Annotated in this window: 19 protein-coding genes and 1 pseudogene; 5 read left to right on the top strand and 15 right to left on the bottom strand. The window is 72.2% G+C overall.

The genetic code is table 11. The features are described 5' to 3' along the window. Positions 1 to 44: 44 nt before the first annotated feature. Both MXD61_RS20395 and MXD61_RS20390 read right to left on the bottom strand, forming a co-directional pair. Complete coding sequence (locus tag MXD61_RS20395; RefSeq protein ID WP_248815058.1) at positions 45 to 608, bottom strand: dihydrofolate reductase family protein; 564 nt, start codon at positions 606 to 608, stop codon at positions 45 to 47. 184 nt (positions 609 to 792) lie between these two features. After that, the gene (locus MXD61_RS20390) at positions 793 to 1,530 is read right to left on the bottom strand and encodes a class I SAM-dependent methyltransferase (RefSeq protein WP_248815073.1); all 738 of its coding nucleotides are present in this window, start codon (positions 1,528 to 1,530) and stop codon (positions 793 to 795) included. 563 nt (positions 1,531 to 2,093) lie between these two features. Between MXD61_RS20390 and MXD61_RS20385 the strand changes: the two genes are divergently transcribed. Further along, positions 2,094 to 3,560 carry a pyridoxal phosphate-dependent aminotransferase family protein gene (locus MXD61_RS20385; RefSeq protein ID WP_248815057.1) on the top strand — a complete coding sequence of 489 codons (1,467 nt, stop codon included), beginning with the start codon at positions 2,094 to 2,096 and terminating at the stop codon, positions 3,558 to 3,560. Positions 3,561 to 3,578: 18 nt separating this feature from the next. On the opposite strand, the gene aat is transcribed toward MXD61_RS20385, so the two are convergent. Together aat and MXD61_RS20375 are read right to left on the bottom strand one after the other, a co-directional pair. Further along, positions 3,579 to 4,610 (bottom strand): leucyl/phenylalanyl-tRNA--protein transferase, encoded by a 1,032-nt coding sequence (gene aat / locus MXD61_RS20380; protein WP_248815056.1) that lies wholly within the window; start codon positions 4,608 to 4,610, stop codon positions 3,579 to 3,581. 79 nt (positions 4,611 to 4,689) lie between these two features. Next, the gene (locus tag MXD61_RS20375; RefSeq protein ID WP_374629267.1) at positions 4,690 to 7,125 is read right to left on the bottom strand and encodes a putative bifunctional diguanylate cyclase/phosphodiesterase; all 2,436 of its coding nucleotides are present in this window, start codon (positions 7,123 to 7,125) and stop codon (positions 4,690 to 4,692) included. A 613-nt stretch (positions 7,126 to 7,738) separates the two neighbouring features. Here MXD61_RS20375 and MXD61_RS20370 point away from each other — a divergent pair. Both MXD61_RS20370 and MXD61_RS20365 read left to right on the top strand, forming a co-directional pair. Continuing rightward, the gene (locus tag MXD61_RS20370) at positions 7,739 to 9,724 is read left to right on the top strand and encodes a hypothetical protein (protein WP_248815055.1); all 1,986 of its coding nucleotides are present in this window, start codon (positions 7,739 to 7,741) and stop codon (positions 9,722 to 9,724) included. A 122-nt stretch (positions 9,725 to 9,846) separates the two neighbouring features. After that, positions 9,847 to 10,434 (top strand): hypothetical protein, encoded by a 588-nt coding sequence (locus MXD61_RS20365; RefSeq protein WP_374629285.1) that lies wholly within the window; start codon positions 9,847 to 9,849, stop codon positions 10,432 to 10,434. A 40-nt stretch (positions 10,435 to 10,474) separates the two neighbouring features. On the opposite strand, the gene MXD61_RS20360 is transcribed toward MXD61_RS20365, so the two are convergent. From MXD61_RS20360 to MXD61_RS20315, 10 genes are all read right to left on the bottom strand, one after another. Next, entirely contained in the window at positions 10,475 to 11,689 is a 1,215-nt protein-coding gene (locus MXD61_RS20360) for an MSMEG_0565 family glycosyltransferase (protein ID WP_248815053.1), read from the bottom strand. Continuing rightward, positions 11,686 to 12,603, bottom strand: a complete 918-nt coding sequence (locus MXD61_RS20355) for a carbon-nitrogen hydrolase family protein (RefSeq protein ID WP_248815052.1) — start codon at positions 12,601 to 12,603, stop codon at positions 11,686 to 11,688. The genes MXD61_RS20360 and MXD61_RS20355 overlap by 4 nt, the downstream gene beginning before the upstream one ends. Further along, positions 12,600 to 13,988, bottom strand: a complete 1,389-nt coding sequence (locus MXD61_RS20350; protein WP_248815051.1) for an MSMEG_0569 family flavin-dependent oxidoreductase — start codon at positions 13,986 to 13,988, stop codon at positions 12,600 to 12,602. The genes MXD61_RS20355 and MXD61_RS20350 overlap by 4 nt, the downstream gene beginning before the upstream one ends. Further along, complete coding sequence (locus MXD61_RS20345) at positions 13,985 to 14,860, bottom strand: carbon-nitrogen hydrolase family protein (protein ID WP_248815050.1); 876 nt, start codon at positions 14,858 to 14,860, stop codon at positions 13,985 to 13,987. Before MXD61_RS20345 ends, MXD61_RS20350 begins: the two co-directional genes overlap by 4 nt. After that, positions 14,857 to 16,260: an MSMEG_0567/sll0787 family protein gene (locus tag MXD61_RS20340; RefSeq protein WP_248815049.1), complete on the bottom strand. Its 1,404-nt coding sequence runs from the start codon at positions 16,258 to 16,260 to the stop codon at positions 14,857 to 14,859. Before MXD61_RS20340 ends, MXD61_RS20345 begins: the two co-directional genes overlap by 4 nt. Then, positions 16,260 to 17,318, bottom strand: a complete 1,059-nt coding sequence (locus tag MXD61_RS20335) for an MSMEG_0568 family radical SAM protein (protein WP_248815048.1) — start codon at positions 17,316 to 17,318, stop codon at positions 16,260 to 16,262. The genes MXD61_RS20340 and MXD61_RS20335 overlap by 1 nt, the downstream gene beginning before the upstream one ends. 3 nt (positions 17,319 to 17,321) lie before the next feature. Next, positions 17,322 to 17,843 carry an MSMEG_0572/Sll0783 family nitrogen starvation response protein gene (locus MXD61_RS20330; protein ID WP_248815047.1) on the bottom strand — a complete coding sequence of 174 codons (522 nt, stop codon included), beginning with the start codon at positions 17,841 to 17,843 and terminating at the stop codon, positions 17,322 to 17,324. Positions 17,844 to 18,009: 166 nt separating this feature from the next. Beyond that, positions 18,010 to 18,843 (bottom strand): amidohydrolase family protein, encoded by an 834-nt coding sequence (locus tag MXD61_RS20325; protein ID WP_248815046.1) that lies wholly within the window; start codon positions 18,841 to 18,843, stop codon positions 18,010 to 18,012. 176 nt (positions 18,844 to 19,019) lie between these two features. Further along, positions 19,020 to 19,382: a DUF2127 domain-containing protein gene (locus MXD61_RS20320; protein WP_248815045.1), complete on the bottom strand. Its 363-nt coding sequence runs from the start codon at positions 19,380 to 19,382 to the stop codon at positions 19,020 to 19,022. Positions 19,383 to 19,625: 243 nt separating this feature from the next. Then, positions 19,626 to 20,993 carry an MFS transporter gene (locus MXD61_RS20315; RefSeq protein WP_248815044.1) on the bottom strand — a complete coding sequence of 456 codons (1,368 nt, stop codon included), beginning with the start codon at positions 20,991 to 20,993 and terminating at the stop codon, positions 19,626 to 19,628. An 83-nt stretch (positions 20,994 to 21,076) separates the two neighbouring features. On the opposite strand from MXD61_RS20315, the gene MXD61_RS20310 reads away from it, so the two are divergent. Next, entirely contained in the window at positions 21,077 to 21,682 is a 606-nt protein-coding gene (locus tag MXD61_RS20310) for an ABATE domain-containing protein (protein WP_248815043.1), read from the top strand. A gap of 94 nt (positions 21,683 to 21,776) precedes the next feature. Beyond that, a complete protein-coding gene (locus tag MXD61_RS20305) occupies positions 21,777 to 22,553 on the top strand; it encodes a class I SAM-dependent methyltransferase (RefSeq protein ID WP_248815042.1) in 777 nt (258 codons plus the stop codon). 8 nt (positions 22,554 to 22,561) lie between these two features. On the opposite strand, the pseudogene MXD61_RS28985 reads toward MXD61_RS20305, so the two are convergent. Beyond that, positions 22,562 to 23,060: pseudogene (locus MXD61_RS28985) on the bottom strand (cupin domain-containing protein); the annotation flags it as partial. Positions 23,061 to 23,116 lie beyond the last annotated feature (56 nt).

Below are 23,116 nucleotides of genomic sequence, written 5' to 3'. Positions count from 1 at the left end.
GGCGTTGCCAGGCGTGCTTGCGCGTGTGGACCCGGCGGGCCGGGTCAGTGGATGACGTCGAAGACCTGCTTCTGGATGCCGTTGGGGTAGGCCTCGGACTCGATCAGCTTCAGGGCTGTCCTGTCCTTGTCAGCCACGCTGAACAGGCGCTTGCCGGCGCCGAGCAGCACCGGGAAGACGAGCAGGTGGTAGCGGTCGACGAGGCCGGCGTCGGCGAGGCTCGCACCCAGGGTCGCGCTGCCGTGGACGGCGATCGGGCCGCCCTCGGTCTCCTTCAGGGCGGCGACCTCCTCCACCGAGCGCAGGATCGTGGCCGGCCAGCGCGAGTCGTCGCCTTCGAGGGTGGTGGAGACGACGTAACGGGGCATCGCGTTGTAGCCGGCGAACTCCGTCATCGTCGGCCAGACCGGCGCGAAGGCCTCGTAGCTGGTGCGGCCGAGCAGCAGCGCGGTGGTCTCCTCCTGCTCGCGGCCCTTGAGCTCGTAGGCGGCGGGGTCGAACTCGATGTCCTTGAACGTCCAGCCGGTGTTGCGGTAGTCGGCCTCGCCGCCGGGCGCCTCCATGACGCCATCCAGTGAGACGAAGGCGGTGACGATCAGAGTGCGCATCGGGGTTCTCCTTTTGGCCTGCGGAAACTGCCTGTTGGGGCTACACCGACATCCTGCCCGGCCCCACCGACAAAAAATTCGGCCCGCGCGCCGCAGGGAACGACCGGGCGTGGTCGGAGCCGTGGCGGTGTGACCAGCAGCAGCGATGCAGGTCGGAGGCGGGTCAGGGAGCGGCGGCCGAAGGTCAGAGCTTGCGCAGGACCATGGCGAGGTTCCAGGTGATGATCTCGCGGGCACCGGGGACCTTGAGGATGTGCTTGGCCCAGTCGGGGAGGTAGCGGGGCATCGCGTCGAGAACCTCGACGTCGCCGCGGCGCCGGGCCCAGGACAGGGTGTCGGCGACGGAGACGGGGAACAGGGTGCGGCCGTAGATGTTCTTCGGCGCGTGGCCCTTGCGGCGCTCGAACCGGGCGGCGGCGCGGTCCCCACCGAGGTAGTGCCAGGGGGCCGTCTCGTGGCCGCCCCAGGGTGAGAGCCAGTTGGTGTAGCTCAGGAAGATCAGCCCGCCGGGGCGGGTGACGCGGACCAGTTCCGAACACATCCGCCACGGGTCGGGCACGTGCTCGAGCACGTTGGACGTGTAGGTCAGGTCGATGCTGCCCGTCTGGAACGGCAGGTCCAGCGCGCTGCCACGGACCCGCCCGGGCACCTCGATGCTGGCGGCCTCCATCTCGGAGACGTCCGGCTCGACCCAGACGTAGCGGGCGCCGGCGTCCAGGAAGGCGGAACGGAAGTAGCCGGGGCCGCCGCCGACGTCCAGGATCAGCTGGCCGGTCAGCGAGGTGTAGCGCTGGAGCTGACGGACGGAGTCCGCGGCGATCAACGAGTAGAAGCCGGCGGGGTCGACGGGCTCCTTGCGGTGCGCGAGGAACAGCGTCTTCGACCGGGTCAGACCCCAACCCGAATACGGCAGGGTCCGCACCAGCAGTGCCTCGTCGGCCTCCGCCTCCACGACCGCCGTGCTGGCCGGTGCTGCCGTGCTGGCGGGGGCCACTGGGCCGGCCGGGACATCGGTGCTGACCGGGGCGGACCCGTTCGTCGGTTCCGCCCCGATTGCCGAGGGTTCGGTCGCGCTCGTCGGGGATGCCGCCGTGTCAGACATGGCCGGCACGATAACACCGCGCCGGAGGGGCGCCGCGAGCTGGCGCCCGGGGTGCCCGGTTGGGTGCGGTCCGCAACCACCTGGGAGCAGGAGTGGGAGCGGGCATCGGCGAACGAGGGTCCGATGATGGCCGTAACTATGCCGCAATAGGCCGTTCGCCCTACTTTCAGGCAATCTTGCGAAAAATCAGCCCAGTACCGATTAACGTGGATCAGCGGTCGTTTTCGGGTGCTGTCTCGCCTTTTGTTGTCCCTGACCCCTGCCGGTGACCTCTCCCGGCGACTTCAAGGATCGGTGCTGACCTTGCTGCATATCAAATTTCGGTTTAAAAGTAATTATCGGCGACTTTCGACCTGTTTTCCTGTGCGAGGACGTGCCGCGGCATGACCCGGATCTCCGTCCCCACCAACGTCCCGGTGCAGGCCGAGGCGGCAGAACCAGCCGAGGCCGCAGAACCGGCCGGCGCGACAGAACCTGGTGTCGCGGTCGAAGCCCCGCGTCCGGGGTACCTGGACGGGTTTTCCGACGCGTGGCGGGCCGTGCTGGACCAGCCGATCGGGCTACGCGCGGAGCTGGACCGGATGCGTGCGACCGCGCCGTTCTACGACGCGACCGTGAACGAGATCGCCGGGCGTCGAGTGCGTATCCGCGATCACTGGCTGACCGATTTCGCGTCCTGCAACTATCTCGGCCTTGACCTGGACCGGGAGGTCATCGCCGCGGTCGGGCCCTACCTGGACCGGTGGGGAACACATCCGAGCTGGTCGCGGATGATCGCCAGTCCCGAGCCGTACGCCGAGATCGAGACGACGCTGGCCGCGTTGCTCGGTACGCAGGACGCGCTGCTGCTGCCGACGATCACCCATATCCAGCTGTCGGTGTTGCCGGCGCTGGTCGCCCGCGGGTCGCTGTTCGTCGAGGTGCACGCGCATCAGACGGCGCACGACGGCGCGGTGATGACCGCCGCTCGCGGCGGCACGGTCGCCCGGTTCCGCGAGGACCGGCTCGACCGGCTCGAACGAAGACTTCGCCGGGCTCCGTTTCCCCGGCTGATCTGCGTGGACGGCATCCACAGCATGACCGGCAACGCCCCGCCGCTGGCCGACCTGATCGCCCTCGCCTGCCGGTACGACGCACTGGTCTACATCGACGACGCGCACGGTTTCGGTGTCGTCGGTGAACGGGCAGCGAACGAGACGAGCCCCTACGGCTCCCGCGGAAACGGCATTGTTCGTCATCTGGGCCAGGCATACGACAACGTGATCCTGGTCGGGGGATTCTCGAAGGCGTATTCCTCGCTGCTGGCGTTCGTCGCCTGCCCGACGTCGGTGAAGAACTACCTCAAGTCCGCGGCTGGTTCCTACATCTTCTCCGGGCCGTCGCCGGTGGCGTCGCTGGCCACGGGGCTGGTCGGCCTGCAGATCAACGAACGGCGCGGGGACGAGCTTCGCGCCCGCCTGTACACGCTGACCCGCCGCCTGCTCGACGGAATTCACCGGCTAGGGCTCGCCACCCTCAACACCAGCGGCTTTCCGATCATCGAGATTCCCCTGCGCGATCCGGACCACGCCGCCGAGCTCGGTGACTTCCTGTACGCGCGGGGGGTGCTCGCCGGGGTGGTGCCGTTCCCGATCGTGCCGCGGGAGAAGGTGGGTATGCGGGTTCAGGTCACCGCGGCGAACACCGAGGCCGAGATCGACGACCTGCTCGCCGTTCTCGCCGACGCCCACGCCCGCTACCCTCTGGCCCTCGCCGATACCGAGGCGGCGGCGGGCGACGGTGCTGCCCAGAACGTCGGTGCTGCCCGGAACGTCGGTGCTGCCCAGAACGTCGGTGCCGAAGGCGTCTGAGTCGGGTCGTCCGGACGGTCAGCTGGTGGGGGGAGCGAGCCGGCTGACCGGGAGGCGGTCCCGGGTGAGGCGGACGTCATCGTCGCGCACCTTGGCGAGCACGGCGAGATAGTCGCGGCGGGGAACGTCCCGGGCACCGAGGGAGATCAGATGCTCGGTGGTGAGCTGCACGTCGAGCAGCACACCACCACCGGCGCGGAACCGGGCGTCGAAATCGGCAAGGGCGATCTTGGACGCGTCGGTGCGGGCGTGGAACATCGACTCTCCGGCGAACACACCGCCGATCCCCACCCCGTACATGCCGCCGACGAGCTCGTCGCCGTCCCACACCTCGATGCTGTGCGCCCAGCCCAGGGCGTGCAGCTCGGCGTACCCGTCGAGCAGCTCGTCGGTGATCCATCCCGACGTGCCGTCGCGCTGACAGCCGCGCACGACATCGACGAACGCCTCGTCGATGGACGTCGTCCACCCGCAGCCACGTAGCCGCTTGCGCAGCGACCGGCTCACCCGCACGCCGCCGGCGGGGATCACCGCCCTCGGGTCCGGGCTCCACCAGGGCAGGTCGTACCCGCCGGGCCGTTGCGGTGACAGATGCCGAATCCGCCGGGCCGCGACGGCCGCCCGCAGCATCCGGTAGTACTCGGCCAGCCCCCACTGCGCCGGATCCGCCGAATCGGTCGACCCACGCTGCCCGTCGGTGCTGGCGGGATGGTCTGTGCTGGCGGGATGGTCGGTGCTGGCGGGATGGTTGGTGGCGCCGTAGCCGTAGACGCTCACGATGCCGTCCACCGCCTCGACCGGGGCCAGGTCGCCGGACCCGTCGATGGTGGCACCGGAGCTGGCCACCGCCGCGGCGGCGGGAACATCGGTGGCGTCGTCGGCGGGCTCGTCGCTGGGCCAGGGGAAGGCGCCGGCGCGGTAGGCGCCGACGAGGGTCGCCGGGTCCATGGTGCCGCCGACGGCCACCGGGGCCCGGCGTGGGCTGCGATGCAGGGAGACCCCGTCCCAGACGGAAGGCCCGACCGGACGTGGCGCCGCGGTCAGTGTCACCGAACGTTCCTGTCGCCGAACGTCCCTGCCACCGAACGTCCCTGTCGCCGAACGTCCCCTGTCACGGGCGCGTCGCACCTCACTGTGTGACTCCCACCGATGCCTGGTCGGCGACCGTCGGGTGGTCCGCGGCAGCCGTCCGGGCCGTAGCTGTTGTCTGGTCCGGGTCCATCGTCTCCCGGCATCGGCGCAGATGTTCGGTAATCGTCTTGGCGGGACCGGGCTCACCAAAGAAATAGCCCTGGGCGAGATCGCATCCGACGTCGCCGAGCATCCGGACGGCCGCCGCCGTCTCCACCCCCTCGACGACGATGCGCAGCCCCAGCGCATGGGCGAGCCGGACCGTCGAGCGCACGATCTCCTCGGCCCGGATGTCATCGACCGTCCGGCGAAGAAACGACTTGTCGAGCTTGAGAACGTCCACGGGTAGTTCGAGCAGCCGGGCGAGTGAGGAATAGCCGACGCCGTAGTCGTCCACGGCGATGCCGATGCCGTGCTGACGTAGGGCCGCGAGCATGCGGGCGGAGCGGTCCTGGTCGCGCATGAGCGCGGTCTCGGTGATTTCCAGCTCGAGTGCGGTGGGCGGCAGACCGAACCGGGTGAGCAGTCCGCGGACCCGGGTCGGGAATTCGGGGTCGAGCAGATCGGGGGCGGTGATGTTCACGGCGACGGTGATGTCCAGGCCCGCCACCCGCCACCGTCGGGCCTGGTCAAGCGCGATGCCCAGCACCTCACCGGTGAGCATCTGGATGAAGCCGGCCTGTTCGGCCAGGGGGATGAACAGCTCCGGTCCGAGCAGACCGTGGGTCGGATGTCGCCAGCGGACGAGGGCTTCCACCGACTCCGTCCGTCCACTGGCCAGGGCGACCTTGACCTGGTAGAAGACCTCGAGCTGACCGGTGCCGAGTGCGGCGCGCAGCTGTTCGACCAGGTCGAGGCGTTCCCGGCTGCCGGCGTCCAGACCCGGGTGGAAGGTCGCGAAGCCGCTGCGGTCGGCCTTCGCGGCGTACATCGCGACATCCGCCCGGCGCAGCAGGATCTGGGTACCGCCCGGCCCGGCGGCGGCGGCAGGCGGAGCGGCGGCAGTGGCGACGGCGGCGGCAGTCGTGGTGGCGGTGGTGGTGGTGGTGGGCGGGAGAAGGTCGGCGGTCACGTCGCCGGGGTGGATGGCCGCGCCGATGCTCGCGGTGACGTGCAGGGTTGTTCCCCCGACGTCGAACGGTTCGGCGAGGATCGCGAGGATCCGGTCGGCGACGCGGCGGGCGACGTCCGCGTCGGCGTTGTCCAACAGCACGGCGAACTCGTCCCCGCCCAGGCGGGCGAGCAGGTCACCGGGGCGCAGCGCCGCGCAGATCCGCGAACCGACCTGGATGAGCAGCGCGTCCCCGGTGTGATGCCCGAGCGAGTCGTTGATCGTCTTGAAACGGTCCAGGTCGAGCAGGAGCAGGACGGCGCGGCCCGCGGCGCCGTCGTGTTCGAGGCGGGCGAGCCGTTCGAGGAAGGCCCGGCGGTTGGCCAGACCGGTCAGGTCATCGGTGCGGGCCAGGACGCTGCTCTCGGTGAGGTGCTGGACCTCGACGAAGGTGCACGCGGCGCGGGCGAGCGCCGCCAGCACGGTCGCGGCCGCCAGCGCCACGGTCACCGGCGGCAGGTCCACGGTGGCACCGAGCACGAGCAGGCCGAGTGCGAGGACCGCGAGGACCAGCGGCACGGTGATGACACCCCAGCCGGACATCCGCGCCGAGGGCTGCCAGCGCGGTCGTACCCAGGCCGCCAGTGCCGGGGTGAGCGTCGAGAACAGCCACAGGGTCGAGAGCACCCCCACCGGCGGCCCCCAGCCCGCCTCGACGATCACCAGCAGCAGCGAGTCGGCGCCCGCGAACCCCACCAGACTGGCGCCGAGCAGCCACCACACCCGGCCTGGACGCCAGCCGAGCAGACCGAACACGGTGACCACCAGCAGGATCAGCAACAGGTCGGCCACCGGATAGACCACATTGATCGTCAGCGACCACACGTCCAACTCGGCGTTGGAGCGCGCCATCAGCACGGCGAGGCCGCTGGTCAGCGCGGCTATGCCCAGCACCCCGGCGACCGCGTCCAGCCAGACACTGCGATGCAGCCGGACCAGCCGGCGGCGCAGCAGCATGATCACCGCCGCGTAGCAGGCCGGGTAGAACAGCAGCCAGCCGATGTCCGCCAGGGACGGCCCGAGCGTCGCCGACTGACCGCCGGCGGTGGCGTTGTGGTAGATGATGCCGCCGCTGTAGCTGACCAGGCCGGCACCGAGCAGCGCCCAGGGCAGCCGTTCCCCACGCACCAGGGCGGCCCGCGCCAGACAGATCCCGCCGGAGCCGAGCGCCACACAGAACCGCAGGGAGCGCGCCTGCGCCCCGAGCCCCGGCGGCCCCACCTCGAAGGACGCGACCGCCAGCAGGACGGCCACGAACACCAGCAGCATCTGCGCCACTCGGATCAGGCGGAACCGCCATGGTGGAGCCGGCAGGATGGTCAACGGGTCATCCCTCGTCGCCCTTGCCGACGACGGTGGCGAGAGCGACTTTCGATGGTGCCATATCTGGATTGTCGTACAACGACGATTCGCGGCATAACCGGTGGAAGTCCGTCGCGGAGCGGCTGTGGTGATGTTGGGTCTGTCGAAACTCTCTGTATGCGGACTGGTCCCACCGGGCGATCTGGCGTCCGCCGGGACGCCCACACGCCGCCACCGGATCCGGCCCGCTGCCGCTGGCGGCCGTCGGTGGTCCACCGATCAGCGCCGGACGGCGCATACTGCGCATATCGCTCGGATCGGTCGTGACCAGGGCAGTGGGCCGGTCGGCTGGCGGGGCATCCAGTCACCGGACAGGAAACGGACATCGACGCGCGAGGGGCGCACAATCTCGTGGTTCACCCGGTCGGCGGCATCGTTCTGACTATCCTGATCTCGTTAGAAGGGGGGACGCGAACGGGGGCTTGTAATGTCTGTAGACAAACATCCTGGATGGGTTCCGAACACTCTTCGGCGTTTTCGTGAGGCGCATGGCCTCACGCAGGACGGCTTGGCCGAACGAGTGCGTGGACTGCCCGAGAAGGACGGAATACGACCGCCCGCGGCGACCGCGGAAATGATCCGACGTCATGAACTGGGCAAGGTGTTCCCCGGCGTCGCCTACCGGCGGGCGTACTGCCGCCTGTTCGGTGTCACCGAGCCGGAGCTGGGCTTTCGTCCGCCGCTTTCCGGCGAGTCGGTCGACGGTCGTCGCCCCTATGGCGAATGGCCGCTGGACCCGTCGCCCGCCGCCACCAGCCCGGCGGTCGTGGCCGTCTCGTCGGACCTGCTGTCCCGCATGCTGCCCGGCACCTCCGCGCCACCGCCCGGACGCGTCCATCCGGACGATCGTGCCGTGGGTGGCTCGGGGCCGGCCACGGCCGCCGGCTCAGGTCCTGGTCTCGGAACTGGTCTCGGAACTGGTGGCGATGCTGGTTCCGGGGGTGTGCCCGGAGCCGCCTCGGTGGGCTCCGCGCGGGCCGCGCCGTTGCGGGCTCATCCCGGGCCATGGCCCGGGAGTGGGCCACCACGGCGAGGCGCACCGGCCCCTGGCGCCGCCGCCTGGACCCGGCGCAGCAGCGAGCTGCTCGCGGCCTACCTGTCGGCCTCGGTGAACGTCCAGCTGCGTTCGCCCGCCGCCACAGCAGCGTCCGGGCCGCTGCCATCGTCCGAGGTGATGTCGCCGCCTGGGTCGATGTCGCCGCCTGGACCGATGTCGCCGCCTGGGTCGGGCGTACGGCCGGGGGCGGGGGCAGTGCCCGGGGCGGCGCGCTCGGACCGGGAGTCCCGGTCGGTCAGGGCTGGTCGGGCGGGGACGCCCGGGGCCGCGGCGGGAGCGCCGCGATCGTCGCGTCCCGCGGCCGGCGGACCGGCCGGCGGGCCGGCGGACGACGCGCGGGTGAGAGCCGACGGAGACGGCTCCGGCTGGGACGCTCTGCGGCTCGCACACGAATGGCTGCTCACCGAGCCGCCGCAGATCATGGAACTCGCCGCCGGACGGCACATCGGCGCGGCGCTGGCCGAACGGGTCGAGGGGCGGGTCGCCCAGTTTCGCCGGCTCGACGACCACATCGGCGGGCGTGACCTGATCGGCCTGGTCGAACGGGAGATGGTCGCCACCGTCACGATGCTGCGCGAGGCGTCCTACGACGCCGCCGTGGGTCGCCGGCTGTTGGCCTCCGTCGCCCAGCTCTGTCAGCTCGTCGGATGGATCGCCGCCGACGCCGGCCGTCAGCACAGCGCCCGCCGCATCCTGTCCGGCGGAATCCGGGCGGCCCATGCCAGCGGAGACGTCGCGCTGGCCGCGAACCTGATCTCCACCCAGTCCTACCAGCTGGTCAACCAGGGGGATGTCCGGCGCGGTGTGCTGCTGGCCCAGACGGCCTGCGCCGGTGTCGACCGTGCCACCCCGGCGGCCGCGCAGGCCCTGCTGGCGGACCGGCTCGCCTGGGCCTACGCCCGAGCCGGTGACCGGCCCGCCTGCGAGCGGACCCTGGCCCAGGTCGAACGCCTCTACGACCAGGCCGACCGCGAGCCCCGCCCCGACTGGGCCTACTGGCTGGACGAACGTGAGATCGATGTGATGGCCGGCCGCTGCTGGACCCAGCTGTGCCGTCCGGAGCGCGCCGAGGCCCGGCTGCGGGCTGGCCTGGCCGGCTACGATCCGCTGCGCGCCCGGGAGGTCGCCCTCTACGAGTCGTGGCTCGCCGAGGTCAACCTGTTGCGTGGCGACGTCGAGCAGGCCTGCGAACGGGCCATCCGGATCGCCCGCCTCGACAGTCGGGTCAACTCGGCGCGCACGTCCGAACGCCTGCGGATGCTCGCCGGACGCCTCGTCGGCTACCGCTCCGTCCCCGCCGTCCGCGACTTCCTGGAGGTCTACCAGGCGCTGCGCGGCGTCGCGCCCGAATCCCCATCGCCATCCACCGCCGTCCCGTCTCCTGGTGGTGGGGCCCCGCCCTCCGGCGGCGGGCCGTCTTCTGGTGGGGGGCCGCCGCCCCCCGCGGCGCGGCCCGGGCCGCCGGCTCCGCGGGTGTCGTCCGAAAGTTGCGCCAGCAACTGAACCGGGGCCGTCGCCGAGCCGTGAGGACAGGTACGGCGGTCCTGACCGGGGCGCCCCGCAGATGACACGGTGATTGACCGCACGCTCACGGTAGCGTCCATGGCACCCGGATCGGAGGCATGGTGGGACCGACGGAAGTCAGCGGGCTACCCGCACACGTTCTGCTGGTGCACGTGGTCGTCATCCTGGTGCCGCTCGCGGCCCTGCTGGTGGTCCTGGCCGCCGTCTGGCCGGCGGCCCGCCGTCGGCTTGGGCTGGTCACGCCGCTGGTCGCGCTGGTGGCGCTGGTGAGCGTGCCCCTGACGACGCACGCCGGCGAATGGCTCGAGGCACGCGTGTCCTCGGACGAACTGGTGCGCCGGCACACCGAACTCGGCGACGAGCTGCTTCCCTGGGTGATCGCCCTGTTCGTGCTGGCCCTGGTCGGCTGGCTGTGGGCGGCCTACTCCGGCGGCACCTGGCCGCTGCGTGGCCGGACGGGCGCTGGCGTCCATGCGACGACAGAGGCCCCTGCGTCCGGTGGAGCCGGGGGGTCCGGGGCAGGACGGGCAGCGGTGCTTGGGGGGACGACGGGGCTCGCGGTCATGGTCGTGCTCGCCGTGCTCAGCATCGTGGTCTCGGTGGGATCGGTCGTGCAGGTCTACCGCATCGGCGACAGCGGCGCGAAGGCCGTCTGGGACGGCGGCTTCAGCGAGTCCCCGCACTCCTGAGTCCCCGCGTTCCCGCGTCGCCTCTCGTGGATCTTCGACGTCAGACGGTGGCGGAGGTCCTGGTCAGACGGTGGTAGAGGTCGAGGTGGGCGCGGGCGGCGGCGGCCCAGGTGTAGCGGGTGGCGAGGGCGCGGCCGGCGATGGTGACCGTGGGGTCGCGGTGAGTGGCGGCGGTGAGCAGCGCGGCGGCGATATCGGTGGGGGTGGCGGCGTAGCGGACGGCGGGGCCCAGGACCTCACGCAGCACGGGCAGGTCACGGGCCACCACCGGCACCCCGGCGGCCAGCGCCTCCAGGGCCGCGAGGCCGAAGCCCTCCTTCGTCGAGGGGAAGGCGAACACGGCGGCCTGGGCGACCAGGGACGGGAGCGAACCGTGCTCGACCGGGCCGAGGATCCGCGGGGTGACGCCGAGCCGGTCGGCGCTGGCGAGCACCTCGTCCCGGTAACCGCGGTAGTCGAACAGGGTGTCGCCGCCGGCGATGACCAGGGAGAGGTCCGGGCGGGCGGCGCGGACCGTCGCCATCGCCTCGACCAGGTCGGCGGTGCCCTTGCGGGGCTCGATGCCGCCCACGGCGAGAACGTACGGGCCGCCGAGCGTGTCCGCCCAGGACGAGCGGGCCGCCCGGTCGTCGGCCGCGGCGGTGAACCGGGCGGCGTCCACCCCGTTGGGGATCACTGTCGGATGGATGCCCCATCCGCGCGTCACCTCGGCGGCCACGGCGGCGGAGACACACACGTGCGCCGAGGGGGCGACAACCGCACGTTCGTGGCAGGCGGCCAGCTGCGGGGTGGTGAACGTGTCGAGATGGTGGATGGTGCGCACGCAGCGGGCGAGATGCCCCGAACCACCCGAACCATCCGAACCGGTGGGGCGGAGCCCGGCGTTGGCGTTGAGGACGGCGTTGGCGTTGAGGACGGCGTTGGCGCTGATGCAGTCCTGGGCGTGCACCACGTCGTACCCGCGGTCGTGGTCATGGGTGGCGTGCGGGGTGAAGGCGTCTGCGAGCACGGCGATGGAGCGGACGATGCGGGCGCCGACCGGTTCGTCCGGGAGGTCGGGGAAGGGGACGGCCCGCACGACGACCCGCGGGTCGAGGGGGCGGAAGAAGGCGCCGTCCCCGCCGCGGGCCAGCGTCCACACGTCGACGCTGGCCCCGAGGGCGACGAGCGCCTCGGCCAACGCCAGGGTGTGCACCACGCCGCCGCGTGGACGGGTCGAGTAGGTCAGCAGCGCGATGCGCAGCGGGCCCGTCATCCGGGCGTACCGTCGCTGGCTCGCCGATCCGATCGGCCGTCCGAGCGCCCGCCGGGTGCCCGTGCCGCTGTCAGCGGGCGGCTGTCCGTGGGGGTGTACAGGTGGGGACGGCGTTCGGCGAGGTGGTGCAGGACGAGCCGGGCCCGCTCGATCTCGGCGTCGACGTCCAGTTCGGCGACGGCGAGGCCGCCCTTGGCCCAGGTGCGGGCGAGGATGTCCCCGCCGGGGCCGACCACCTTGGCCTGGCCGAAGAAGTTCAGGCCGCCCATCGTGCCGGTCTGGTTCGACGACAGCCAGACGATCTGGTTCTCGGCGGCGCGGGCGCAGTCGTACAGGTCGAACAGGCGGGCCTGCCGGTCCTGGGTGAGCCGTTCGGCGCGTCGGGTCAGGCTCGCGGGCCAGGCGGACAGGCAGGCGACGATGCGGGCGTCGTCCAACGCCAGGGTGCGGGCGGCCTCGGGGAACGTCTTGTCGTAGTCGACGAGCATCCCGACCCGGCCGAGCGGGGTGTCGAAGGCGGCGATCCGCTCGCCGGCGGCGTACACCAGCGCCTCACCCGGCGGCTGGTGGACCTTGCGGTAGTGGCCGAGCACCCCGTCCCCGTGGACGCACACCGCAGAGTTCCAGCGGCGTCCGTCGGCGAGCTCGGTGAACCCCAGGCAGACCAGCAGGTCACCGGCCAGCGCCGCGACCCGACGCAGGTGCGGGCCGGTGACGTCCACCGCGGGCGGCAGGGCGTGCGGATCGGGGGAGCGCAGATCGGCGAGGTAACCGCCGAGGGCACCGCCGGGCAGGACGACCATCGACGCCTCGGCCCGGCGCGCCGCGTCGATGATCGAACTGATCCGTTCCAGTGATCGGTCGAGGTCCCGGCCGAAATGGGCGCCCGCCGCGGCGAGACGCAGCACTGTCACCGGCGGATCACCCCGCCTGTCTGCCCCGCTCCGCCTGTCCGCGCCGGCCCGCCCGGCTGCTCGGCGACGGTCGGCGGCTGGGTTCGCGTCCGGGAGCGGTGCTGGTCGGCGATGCGTTCGGTGATGCGTTCGGCGAGGTGGGCCGCGTCCGGGGCGAGGCCGGCGAAACGGCCCGAACCCCAGGTGTGCAGCCAGGGCAGGCCGAGGAAGTACAGGCCGGGCACGGCGGTGACGCCGCGTAGGTGCTGGGGGTGGCCGGCTCCGTCGAAGACACCGGCGTGCAGCCAGCGGTGGTCCCGGGTGAAACCGGTGGCCCACACGACGGCGGCGATGTCGTCGACGGCGAGGTCCGGTCCGGTGGACGACGGTGGATGCCACACCGGGACGTAGCGGCTGGGGCCGATCTCCACCGCCGGACCGTGGGTGGCGATGTGCGTGTCGATCAGGGCGTTGATGCCGTTGTAGACCTCGTCGGCGGTGTCCAGGTTGGCACCGAGATCGCCGGCGAAGTGGAACTGGCCGTCGACGAGGTCGAGGAGCCGGCCGTGCAGGATCATGCCGTCGCGGGCGAAGGCCCGCAGATCGATGTCGCGGCCGCCGTCGCGTCCGGTGACGTAGTGGTTGGTGCGGTCCTGGGTGCGTTCCGCCAGCGGCCGGTCGGTGACGGGCCTGGCGTAGTGGCCGGTGTCGTGCATCCAGGCGATGACGTCGCGGCCGCGGTAGGTGCGGGCGAAGCGCGGCGCGTTGCCGACGGCCAGATGCACCTCGCGGCCGGCCAGGTGCAGATCCTCGGCGATCTGCGCCCCGGACTGGCCGGTGCCGACGACCAGCACCGGCCCGGCGGGCAGCGCGTCCGGGTTGGTGTAGGCGGAGGAGTGCACCCCGACGAGCCCGGCCGGGAGCCGTTCGGCCAGCCGGGGGATCGCCGGCACGTGGTAACCCCCGGTGGCCACGACCGCCTGATCGACCAGGAGCTCGTGCTCGTCCCCGCCGCTGGAGGTGGCGGCGGTCGTGGTGCGCAGGACGAAGCCGCCGGCGGGATCCTCGGCGCCGGGGCCGTCGCCGCGGGGGCGCAGCGAGGTGACGGCGGTGTGCTCGCGCAGGGGCGGGGCGAAGCTCGCGCGGTAGCCGTCCAGCCAGTCGATGATCTGGGCGCGGACCATGAAGCCGTCCGGGTCGGGGCCGGTGTAGGTGTAGCCGGGGAGCTGGCACTGCCAGTTCGGGGTGACCAGGCAGAAACTGTCCCAGCGGGCGTCGCGCCAGGTGTGCGTGGCGGTGTCACGTTCGAGGACGGCGTGTTCGACGCCGGCGGCGACCAGATGCCAGCTCAGGGCAAGGCCGGCCTGGCCGCCACCGATGATGGCGACCGGAAGGTGTTCACTCACGGCTCGATCCGTCCCGTGGCGCCGGCCGGGTAGGCGTCGGGGCGCCGGTCACGTAGGTGGAACATGCTGGCCCGGGCGGCCGAGAGCATGTCGTCGAGGTCGACGGTGGCGTAGGCGACGCCGGGCGCGGTTCCGGTGGTGGCCAGGATGTCGCCGCCGGCGTCCACGACCTTGGCGCTGGCGACGAAGCGCAGCGAACCGAACGTCCCCGCCTGGTTGGACGACACCCACAGCACCTGGTTCTCCAGCGCCCGGGCCCGGTCGAACAGGTCGAAGCGGCGGGTCCACCGGTCCTGGGTGAGGTCCGGGGCGGCGAACGTGCGGGCGGCGGGCCACGCCGACAGGCACGCGACGATCTGGGCCCCGTCGACGGCCAGGGCTCGGGCCGCCTCCGGGAAGGCCTTGTCGTAGCAGATCAGCATGCCGAGGCGTCCCACCGGCGTGTCGAACGCGGCGAAGCTGTCCCCGGCCCGGTAGGACGCGCCCTCCCCGAGTGGCTGGTGCACCTTGCGGTGGACGCCGAGCACCCCGCCACCGTGGAGGGCCACCGCGGTGTTGTACCGGGCCGCCCCGTCGGACTCGCACAGCCCGACGGCGACGACCAGGTCCCCGGCGAGCGCGGCCAGCCGGCGCAGTTCCGGCCCGTCGATGTCCAGGGCGGGCGGCAGCACCGACGCCCCGTCGACGAGGTCGTCCGACGCGGCGGGAGCGGGGGAGCCGAGGGCGGTCAGGTAGCCGCCGAGGGCGGCCTCGGGCAGGACGACCAGGCTCGCGCCGCGGTCCCGCGCGGCCTCGAGCAGGGTTTCGATGCGGGCGAACGCCGCGGACAGGTCCCGTCCGAACTCGGCGGCCACCGCGGCGACCGTGATCATGAGATTCCTCCAGCGGGGCCGAGCCCGGTGACGGCACCGGGCACGCCCGTGGTGATGTCGCCGTCGGGCCAGCGCAGCGCCACCCCGGTCCCGGCGACCAGGGCGCCGCAGACGGCGCTGGTCGCGGGGCCCGCGTCGGCGACGCCACGGCCTGGCTCGTCGGCGGTGAGCATGGCGAAACCGGGAAAGCACGACAGCCAGTCGGCCAGGCGCACACCGGTGGGCCTGGGCACGGCGGCCACGTCCAGCACGGCGGCGCAGCCGCTGGCCTCGGCGAGCATGCCGAGGGTGCCGACGGTGCCGGCCATGCTGACGTCCTTCGCCGCGGCGGGGGCGGTGCGGGCGACGACGCTGGTCATCGCGGCGAGTTCGAGGGCGCCGCGGAGGGTGCTCGAATCCCACTGCCGGCCGGTGTGCCCGCGCCGCCAGCCCCCACCGAGATCGGCGGTCAGGGTCACGGCGTGTCCCGGGCGTCCACCGCCGGCCGGTACCGGACGGGACGCCCGTCCCAGCGCCGTCACCGACAGTGCCGCCGGGACGCCGAGCTGGGTGTGCCCACCGAGGACGGGCAGCCGGTAGGCGGCGGAGGCGGCCCGCAACCCGGACAGCACCCGGGCGGCGAAGGAGGCGTCCCGGGCGCCGAGCGCGTCGAGCAGCCCCACGGGTTCGGCGCCCATCGCCGCGAGGTCGCCGGCGTTGACCAGCACCCCGCACCAGCCGGCCCACTCCGGGTCCCGTTCGACCAGCGACGGCACGATCGCGTCGCAGGCGGCGATCAGATCGCTGCCGGGTACGGGCGCGCCGTCATCGCCGACGAACCCGTACCCGCCGGGGCGCAGGTCGGCGAGCAGCCCGCCCAACGGGGCCTTCACCGCCGCGGCCTGCCGGGCGAACCGGTCCACCGGCCAGCGCATCAGCATGTGCGGCCGGCCGGCCACCAGGTGCGGTCGCACCGCCTGCCAGCCGAGCCGGGCGAACATCCGCGCCGGCGCGGGCTGCACCGTCGCCTCGAAACGCAGCACCCCGGCCTGTTCGGCGTGGGCGCAGGCCGCCCGCACCAGCGCCGCCCCCACCCCGGCGGCCCGCCGCCGCGCCGCCCGTTCGACGACCAGCCGGCTGCCGCGCCACCACCCCAGCTCCGCACTGGTGACGCAGTGCAACCGGACGCCGCCGAGCAGGAAGCCGTCCGGATCATGGGCGAGCAGGACGACGGTGCGCGGATCATCATCGGCGTCGTCGTGGTCGTTGCCGGTGAACAGGCCCTGCTCGGTGACGAACACGTCGTGGCGCAGCCGCCGGTAGGCCGACAGCGCCCGCGGGTCGTCGGCCACGTCGATCGTCCACGCCCGACGCAGCGTGTCCGGCGCCGGGACGCCGAGCAGAACATCACCCAGGGACATCACGCACCTGCCGAGCGCAGGGCGCTGCACGCCCCGCAGGCCGCGCAGCCCGCCCGCTGGTCGGCGCCGGTCATGTCGGCCGCCCGCAGCAGGGCGGCGACCCGGCTGGTCACATCCGCGACGACGGCGGCCGGGGGAGTGACCGCCCCGTCCACGTCGACGGCGAGTGTGCCGGCGATCGGCCGCAGCGGCACGACGAACGGGTAGACGCCGAGTTCGACGAGTTCGGCCGCACCGGCGACCAGTTCGTCCGGGTCCTCGCCGAGACCGACGATCAGATAGGTGGAGACCTGGTTGCGGCCGAACACCCGCACGGCCTCCCGCCAGGCCGCCCGGTACTCGCTCAGCGGCACCGACCCCTTGCCCGGCATCCACCGCCGCCGGACCTGGTCGTCCAGGGACTCGACGTGAATGCCGATGCTCACGGCGCCGGCGTCGCGCAGGTCACCGAGGACGGCCAGATCCTCCGGCGGTTCGCACTGCACCTGGATCGCCAGGTCCGGCACCGCCTCGACCACCGCCCGCACGCAGCGGGCCAGGTGGCGGGCGCCGCGGTCACGCCCGGCGGACGTCCCGGTGGTCAGCACCAGCTGGCGGACGCCGTCCAGGCGCACCGCCGCCTCGGCGACCTCGGCGAGCTGCGCCGGGGTCTTCACCGCGGTGGTCGCCCCCGAACGCAGCGACTCCTCGATCGCGCAGAACCGGCATCGTTGCTCCGGCGCGTAGCGGACACAGGTCTGCACGACCGTGGTGGCCAGCACGTCCGCGCCGTGCAGCCGGGCGATCTGGTGGTAGGGGAGGCCGTCGGCGGTGCGCAGGTCGTAGAACGCCGGCCGACGCACCGGTTCGACGTCGAGCCCGAGATCGGCCCCGTCCAGCAGCAGCCGGCCCTCGCTCACCCGGTAACGGCTGGTCGCCACGATCGGTAGTGCCGTGCCGACCCCGTCCAGCAGAACATGGCCGTCGTCGGAGGGACCGGCACCGCCGCGGCGCCGCACGGGTGCGTCCAGCGCCACCCCGCGGACCGCGAGCTCACTTCTCAGCGCGGTGCTCGTCATCGATCACACCATGTAGGTGGAGTTGATGATGGCACCCTTGCGGGCGTAGTGGATGACCGCGTCCTGGACGTCGAGCGGATGCGCGGGAACGACCCCCGCGATGAGGTCCTCCTCGCGGGCACCGTGCAGCGCCAGGCCGAAACGGCAGCAGTAGACCGTGCCGCCCTCCTTGATGAACGTCTCCAGCGCCAGGTTGATGTTCGTCTCGCCGGGGAAGGCCGCGTCGCCGGTGGTCGGGAAACCCCGGTTCGCGACGCAGTTGATCGCCCCGGGCCCGTAGAAGTAGATCGCAGACTCGAATCCCTTGCGCAGCGCGCGGGTGGCCTGGAGAACGGCGACGAAGCTCACCGACGACTCGTGCGCGATACCGTGGACGAGCGTGAAGTACGACTCGCCGTTCTCGGCCTGGTAATCGGGGAAAATCTTGGTCGAGCCGTAGATGTTGCTGCCCTTGGGCAGCGACGGGTGCGGGATCTCGGCCAGGCTGCGGGCGATGTTCTCGGCAATCGTGTCGTCCAGGGACATCCTTGCTGCTCCTCGCTGGTGGGACGGCGGATTGTTCGGCGCCTGACGTGCGCGCGGATGACGGTGTCGGGGTCCTTGTCCGGGATGCTCCGGGTACGGCGGAACATGCTGCTGCGTGCGGGTCCGGTCGGCTGGGTGCTGGTGGCCGGGTGTTGGTGCCCGGGGATCAGTCGTAGAGAGTGGCGAAGTTCTCGGTGAAGACGTGCCGGGCCAGTTCGCCGTCGCCGACGGCGGCCGTCATCCGGGCATGTTCACCGGCCTGGTCACCCCACGGTTCGTCGGAGGCGAACAACAACCGGTCGTGCCCGAGTCCGCGGCGGTCTATCTCCGCGGCCAGCCAGCGCGGCGCGAATCCGATCGCCCAGCTCAGATCCGTGTAGACCCGTTTCCCGGCCGCGATCCAGTCGAAGAACCGGCCGCCGGCGAGCTTGATGTGACCACTCATCCCACCGCCGAAATGCACCAGATGGATCTTCGCCTCGTCTCCGTATCGTTCGACGAGCTGGCCGACCCGGTCGATGTCACTGGCCGCGCCGGGCGAGGTGTGCACGTGCACGGTCAGGTCGTGGGTGACCGCGGTGGCGAAGATCTGGTCGAGCTGGGCGAGGCAGCCGGCGTCCTCGACGCTGCCGCCGAGCAGGAAGGTGGTCTTCAACGCGCGCACACCGTGTTCACCGGCCAGCGCGAGGGCGCGGGCGGTGAGTGCGGCGTCCCGGGGCAGGGGCGAGACGTAGAGGCCGGCCCGGACGCGGTCGTCGCGCGCGGCGGCTTCCAGTACCAGGTCGTTGAGCGCGAAGGTGTGGCTGACGTCGGGCACGCCGTAGTTCGGGATGACCAGGGCGCGGGTGGTGCCCTCCCGGTCGAGATCGGCGATGAGTTCGTCGATCGTCGCCCGGGCGCCGATGTCGGGGTGCACCGCCGGACCCCCGTAGAACGGGTGGGCCGGAAGCACACCGAGGTGCCGGTGCGCATCGGCCAGACAGGTGGAGGACATGTTCATCAGTACACGGTTGCGGTATGTCGGATCCATGAACGTCGGAACATGTTCGCGTATCGCGCGGATCGGCCCTCCTGGGCGGTGCGGCACTGTCTCGGACGACTTCTGACACTCGATGTTCCCTGTCTACCAGGGAAGATCTCGCTCCGTCGGCCAGATGGCGCACTGTATCGTCCCGGCTAGTGCTGTACGCGTACATCCGGCGGAAATGCGCCTGGTTCCTCGGTCCTAACGTGCGCCACCTGCGCGGCGTCCTCCACCTCGAGCAGCGACGCGGCGTGTCGCTCGGCCTCGAACGCCGCCGCCCCACCCCGCACCCCGAACAACCGCTTGCTCGCGACCGGATAGGCGACGGCGGCGATGTTGACGACCAGCGTCCCGATCCGCAGCACCGTGATGCGCTCGGTCAGCTCGTAGACCTCCAACGGCAGAAAGGCCGAGGTCGCCACGACCGCGAAGTACTCACCCCACCGTTTGAGCAGCCACAACCCGACCGCCTCGACGATCTGCACCGCCGCATAACCGAACAGCAGGCACGCCACCAGCAGCAGAGTGTTCGGCTTCGTGTGGATCAGATGGCGCAGATGTTCGGCTGCTGCACCTGCCCCTCGGACCGGCGAAACCGCAGGATGGCATCTCCGATCAGCACCATCAGCAGTGCCCGGACGAACCGTTCCGCCGCGAGCAGCCGCGGGACGGTCGCGTCCCGCAGCGCCCGTCCGGCCGGTAGGTGACGTGCCCCCTGCGCGCACAGGTCCGCAGCTCCCAGTCCACCCGTATCCCCTTCACCCCGGCCGTTCGCGACCCGTGGGCGCCAACCGGTGTACCTGGCCGTCCAACCGGTGTACCTGGCCGTCCAGCCGGTCGTCGACGTCGGCGGCGGGCACCGAGTCTGGCAGCCACGCCGGTTCGGCGGGTGTCGGGTGGCACCCATCCGACACCCGCGGATGTTTCGACGCCCGCGGTCCGGCGGTGGTGCCGAGGGTGGCGGCGGCGAGCAGGGCGAGCGTCGCGGACCCGGCGAGCAGCAGACAGACGCCGGGCCAGCCGAGCTGGTCGTAGGCCGTGACGCCGAGCCACGAACCGGCGCTGCCGCCGAGGAAGACGCAGCTCATGTACGCGGTGTTGAGGCGGGAGCGCATCGCCGGCGCGAGCGCGAACACCCGGGACTGGTTGGCCACCTGCCCGGACTGGACGGCGACGTCGAGCAGGAGCATCCCGGCGGTCAGCCCGATCAGCCCGAGCGCACCGCCCAGGCAGCCGGTCAGCAGCAGGGCGGCCGCGGCGAGACTGCCACCCATCGCGGCGACGCTGACGACACCCGGCCCACGCCGGTCGACGAGTCGCCCCACCCGCGGGGTGACCAGCATGCTCGCCGCCCCGACCAGCGCGATCACCCCGACCGACACCGTCCCGAGGCCGTAGGCGGAGCTGGTGAGATACAGCGTGAGGCTGGTCCACGCCGCGCTGAACCCGGCCAGCGCGGCGCTCTGGAACAGGCAGGATCGGCGCAGCGCCGGCTCCGCGCGCAGCAGCCGGGGCGCGGCGGCGACCAGCGCCGGGTAACGCTGCCGGGACGCCGGCCGCGCCGTCGGCAGGACGCCGGTCAGCGCGGCGGCGAGCGCCAGCATCAGCGCCGCCGCCACCAGATACGGCGCCCGCCACCCCAGCCACGTCCCGAGCGCGCCACCGAACGTCCGGGCCAGCAGGATTCCGCCGAGCAGGCCGGAGAGCAGCGTCCCGGTGACCGCCCCCCGACGCGCCTCGGGTACGAGCCCGACCGACGTGGCAATGATGATCTGCGGGACGACCGTGGTCACCCCGACCAGCGCACTCGCCGCGACCAGCACCGGCAGGCTCGGTGCGGTGCCGGCCACCAGCAGCCCCGCCGAGACGAGGCCCAGCAGGGTGCCGACGAGCCGGCGGGTGGCGATCCGGTCGCCGAGCGGGACCAGCAGGAAGATCCCGACAGCGTAGCCGGCCTGGTTCGCGGTCACCACCCGGGCCGCCTGGGCGTCCGAGACGTGCAGCCCGTCGGCGATGAGCGGGCTGATCGCCTGCGGGAAGTAGATGTTCGCCACCGACACGCCGCAGGACAGCGCCAACAGGAAGATCGTTCTGGGTGACAGTGTGCCGTCCGGCCTGTCCGCCATGCGGCCTCCCGTGGATTATGAACCGGTTATAGCGGTTCTGAAGGTACCAGTTAGACCAGTTCGTCGAGGCGTACCGTCGGGCAATGGCCTCCGCATCCGTCGGGCACGTCTTCCGGTCCGGGTCGGGCCGCCTGTGCCTGGACCTCATCCGCACGCTGCGCCACCGCGGGACCTCCGCCCAGGTCGAGGAGCTGCCCGACGCCGCCGCCGTGGCGGCCTGGCTCGACCGGTTCGGCCCGTGGCCGGCGTCGCCCGACCCCCGGCCGGTGTCGCACGAACGGGCGGCCCAGGCCCGCGAGCTGCGCGAGGCCGTCCACCAGCTGATCGCGGCCGCCCGCGGTTCGGACGGTCACCCGCAACCGCCCGGGACCGTCGAGCGCTCCTCGTCCGCGCGGGAGATCGTCAACGCGGTGGCGGCCTGGCCGGTGCCGGCGCCCCGGCTCGACGACGCCCTCGGCCTGTCCTGGCACGCGGACGACCCGGTGGCCGCGACCCTGGCCCTGATCGCCCGGGACGCCCTCGACCTGGTCGCCTCGCCCGCGCTCGCCCGCGTGCACGAATGCGCCGGCCCCGACTGTCGCGCCCTGTTCCTGGACGGCTCCCGGCCAGGGCAGCGCCGCTGGTGCTCGATGAACACCTGCGGCAACAAGGCCAAGAAGGAGAACCTGCGCACCGCTCGCCCCCGGTGAGGCGGCGCCGCGCAGGCATTCCCTTGCCATTTCGGCAAACTTTCTTGCCGTCCTGGTCGCACGGTCGGCACGCTACCGGTGGAGGTGGTCAACCATGAACGAAGCAGTAGCTGATGGCGACACGGTGGCCGGTCACGCCGGTCACGAGAGCCATGCCGGTCACGACGGCCATGACCACGGTGGTCAGGGGGGGAGTTCCGGCCGGCACTGGATTCACGACGTCGATCCCGCGACCGACCCCACCGAGCTGTGGGAGCGGTTCTACTCCGAGGGTCAGCCGTGGAGCGGCCGGGCCAATCCGGCCCTGGTCGACGAGCTGGCCGAGCGCCCCATCGGCGGCTCCGGCGGCTCCGGCGCGTCCGGCACCGCACTCGATCTTGGTTGTGGCACGGGGGGCGACGCGATCTGGCTGGCGGGTCAGGGCTGGCAGGTCGATGCCGTCGACATCTCCCCGACCGCGCTGGCGCGCGGGGCCGCCGCGGCGCGGGCGCTCGGCCTCGACGGACGGATCCGCTGGTCCGCCCACAATCTCGACACCGATTTTCCCACCGGCGCCTGGGATCTGGTCACCACGGCCTACCTGCATTCCCCGGTCGCGCTGGACCGTGAGCGGATCCTGCGCCGGGCGGCCACGGCGGTGGCCGTGGGCGGCACCCTGATCATCATCGGTCACCTGGGCGCTCCGTCCTGGATGACCGAGCCGCCGCCGCACTTCGACCCGCCGAGCCCCGAGGAGACCGTCGCCTCCCTCGACCTGACCGGCTGGACCGTCGTCGCGGCCCGTGCCGTCGTGGTCCCCAGCGTCCCGTCGCCCGAGGGGGTGCCCGGCACCCGCACCGACAGTGTCGTGCGGCTGCGGCGCACCGGCTGATCCCGGCGTCAGCCGCGGTGGCCGGCGGTGGACGTCGGGCGGGAGCGGGCGCGGAGGTGGACCCGCTCGCCCTGCGGACCGAAGATGCTGAGAATCTCGACGGGATTCTCGTCGGCGCCGCCGAACCAGTGCGGCACCCGGGTGTCGAACTCGGCCGCCTCACCGGGACCGAGCACGAAGTCGTGTTCGGCGAGGACGATCCGCAGCCGGCCACCGAGCACGAACAGCCATTCGTATCCGTCATGGCTTTTCTGGTCCGGCTCCCGTCACTGGCTGCCGGCGGGAAGAATCATTTTGAACGTCTGAATCCCGCCGGGCCGGCGCGACAGCGGTATCGCCGTGATGCCACCGAAGGAGATCGGCGTGCCGTGCACACGCGGGTCGCCGGTGGGCGGGGAGCCCACGAGCTCGTCCAGCGGCACCTCGTAGCCGCCGCAACCGTGGCCCGACGGCCGCCAGTGCCGACTCCAGCTCCTGGTCACGCGTTCCCGATGCCATGGCGGCAACCTATGCCCGCCGTCCGCCGCGTGTTGTTCGCCGGATTGACCCCGAAATAGCTAGAT

The sequence above is a fragment of the Frankia sp. AgPm24 genome, assembly GCF_023243055.1.
GTDB classification, from domain to species: domain Bacteria; phylum Actinomycetota; class Actinomycetes; order Frankiales; family Frankiaceae; genus Frankia; species Frankia umida.
This window is presented reverse-complemented; position numbering and strand designations above follow the sequence as displayed.

Coding starts and splice junctions, on each gene's coding strand:
- MXD61_RS20340 (WP_248815049.1), bottom strand. CDS start 16,260: ATGTCCCTGGGTGATGTTCTGCTCGGCGTCCCGGCGCCGGACACGCTG.
- MXD61_RS20330 (WP_248815047.1), bottom strand. CDS start 17,843: ATGTCCCTGGACGACACGATTGCCGAGAACATCGCCCGCAGCCTGGCC.
- MXD61_RS20360 (WP_248815053.1), bottom strand. CDS start 11,689: ATGACGGGCCCGCTGCGCATCGCGCTGCTGACCTACTCGACCCGTCCA.
- MXD61_RS20370 (WP_248815055.1), top strand. CDS start 7,739: ATGATCCGACGTCATGAACTGGGCAAGGTGTTCCCCGGCGTCGCCTAC.
- MXD61_RS20315 (WP_248815044.1), bottom strand. CDS start 20,993: ATGGCGGACAGGCCGGACGGCACACTGTCACCCAGAACGATCTTCCTG.
- MXD61_RS20345 (WP_248815050.1), bottom strand. CDS start 14,860: ATGATCACGGTCGCCGCGGTGGCCGCCGAGTTCGGACGGGACCTGTCC.
- MXD61_RS20335 (WP_248815048.1), bottom strand. CDS start 17,318: ATGACGAGCACCGCGCTGAGAAGTGAGCTCGCGGTCCGCGGGGTGGCG.
- MXD61_RS20325 (WP_248815046.1), bottom strand. CDS start 18,843: ATGAACATGTCCTCCACCTGTCTGGCCGATGCGCACCGGCACCTCGGT.
- MXD61_RS20395 (WP_248815058.1), bottom strand. CDS start 608: ATGCGCACTCTGATCGTCACCGCCTTCGTCTCACTGGATGGCGTCATG.
- MXD61_RS20305 (WP_248815042.1), top strand. CDS start 21,777: ATGAACGAAGCAGTAGCTGATGGCGACACGGTGGCCGGTCACGCCGGT.
- MXD61_RS20310 (WP_248815043.1), top strand. CDS start 21,077: ATGGCCTCCGCATCCGTCGGGCACGTCTTCCGGTCCGGGTCGGGCCGC.
- MXD61_RS20385 (WP_248815057.1), top strand. CDS start 2,094: ATGACCCGGATCTCCGTCCCCACCAACGTCCCGGTGCAGGCCGAGGCG.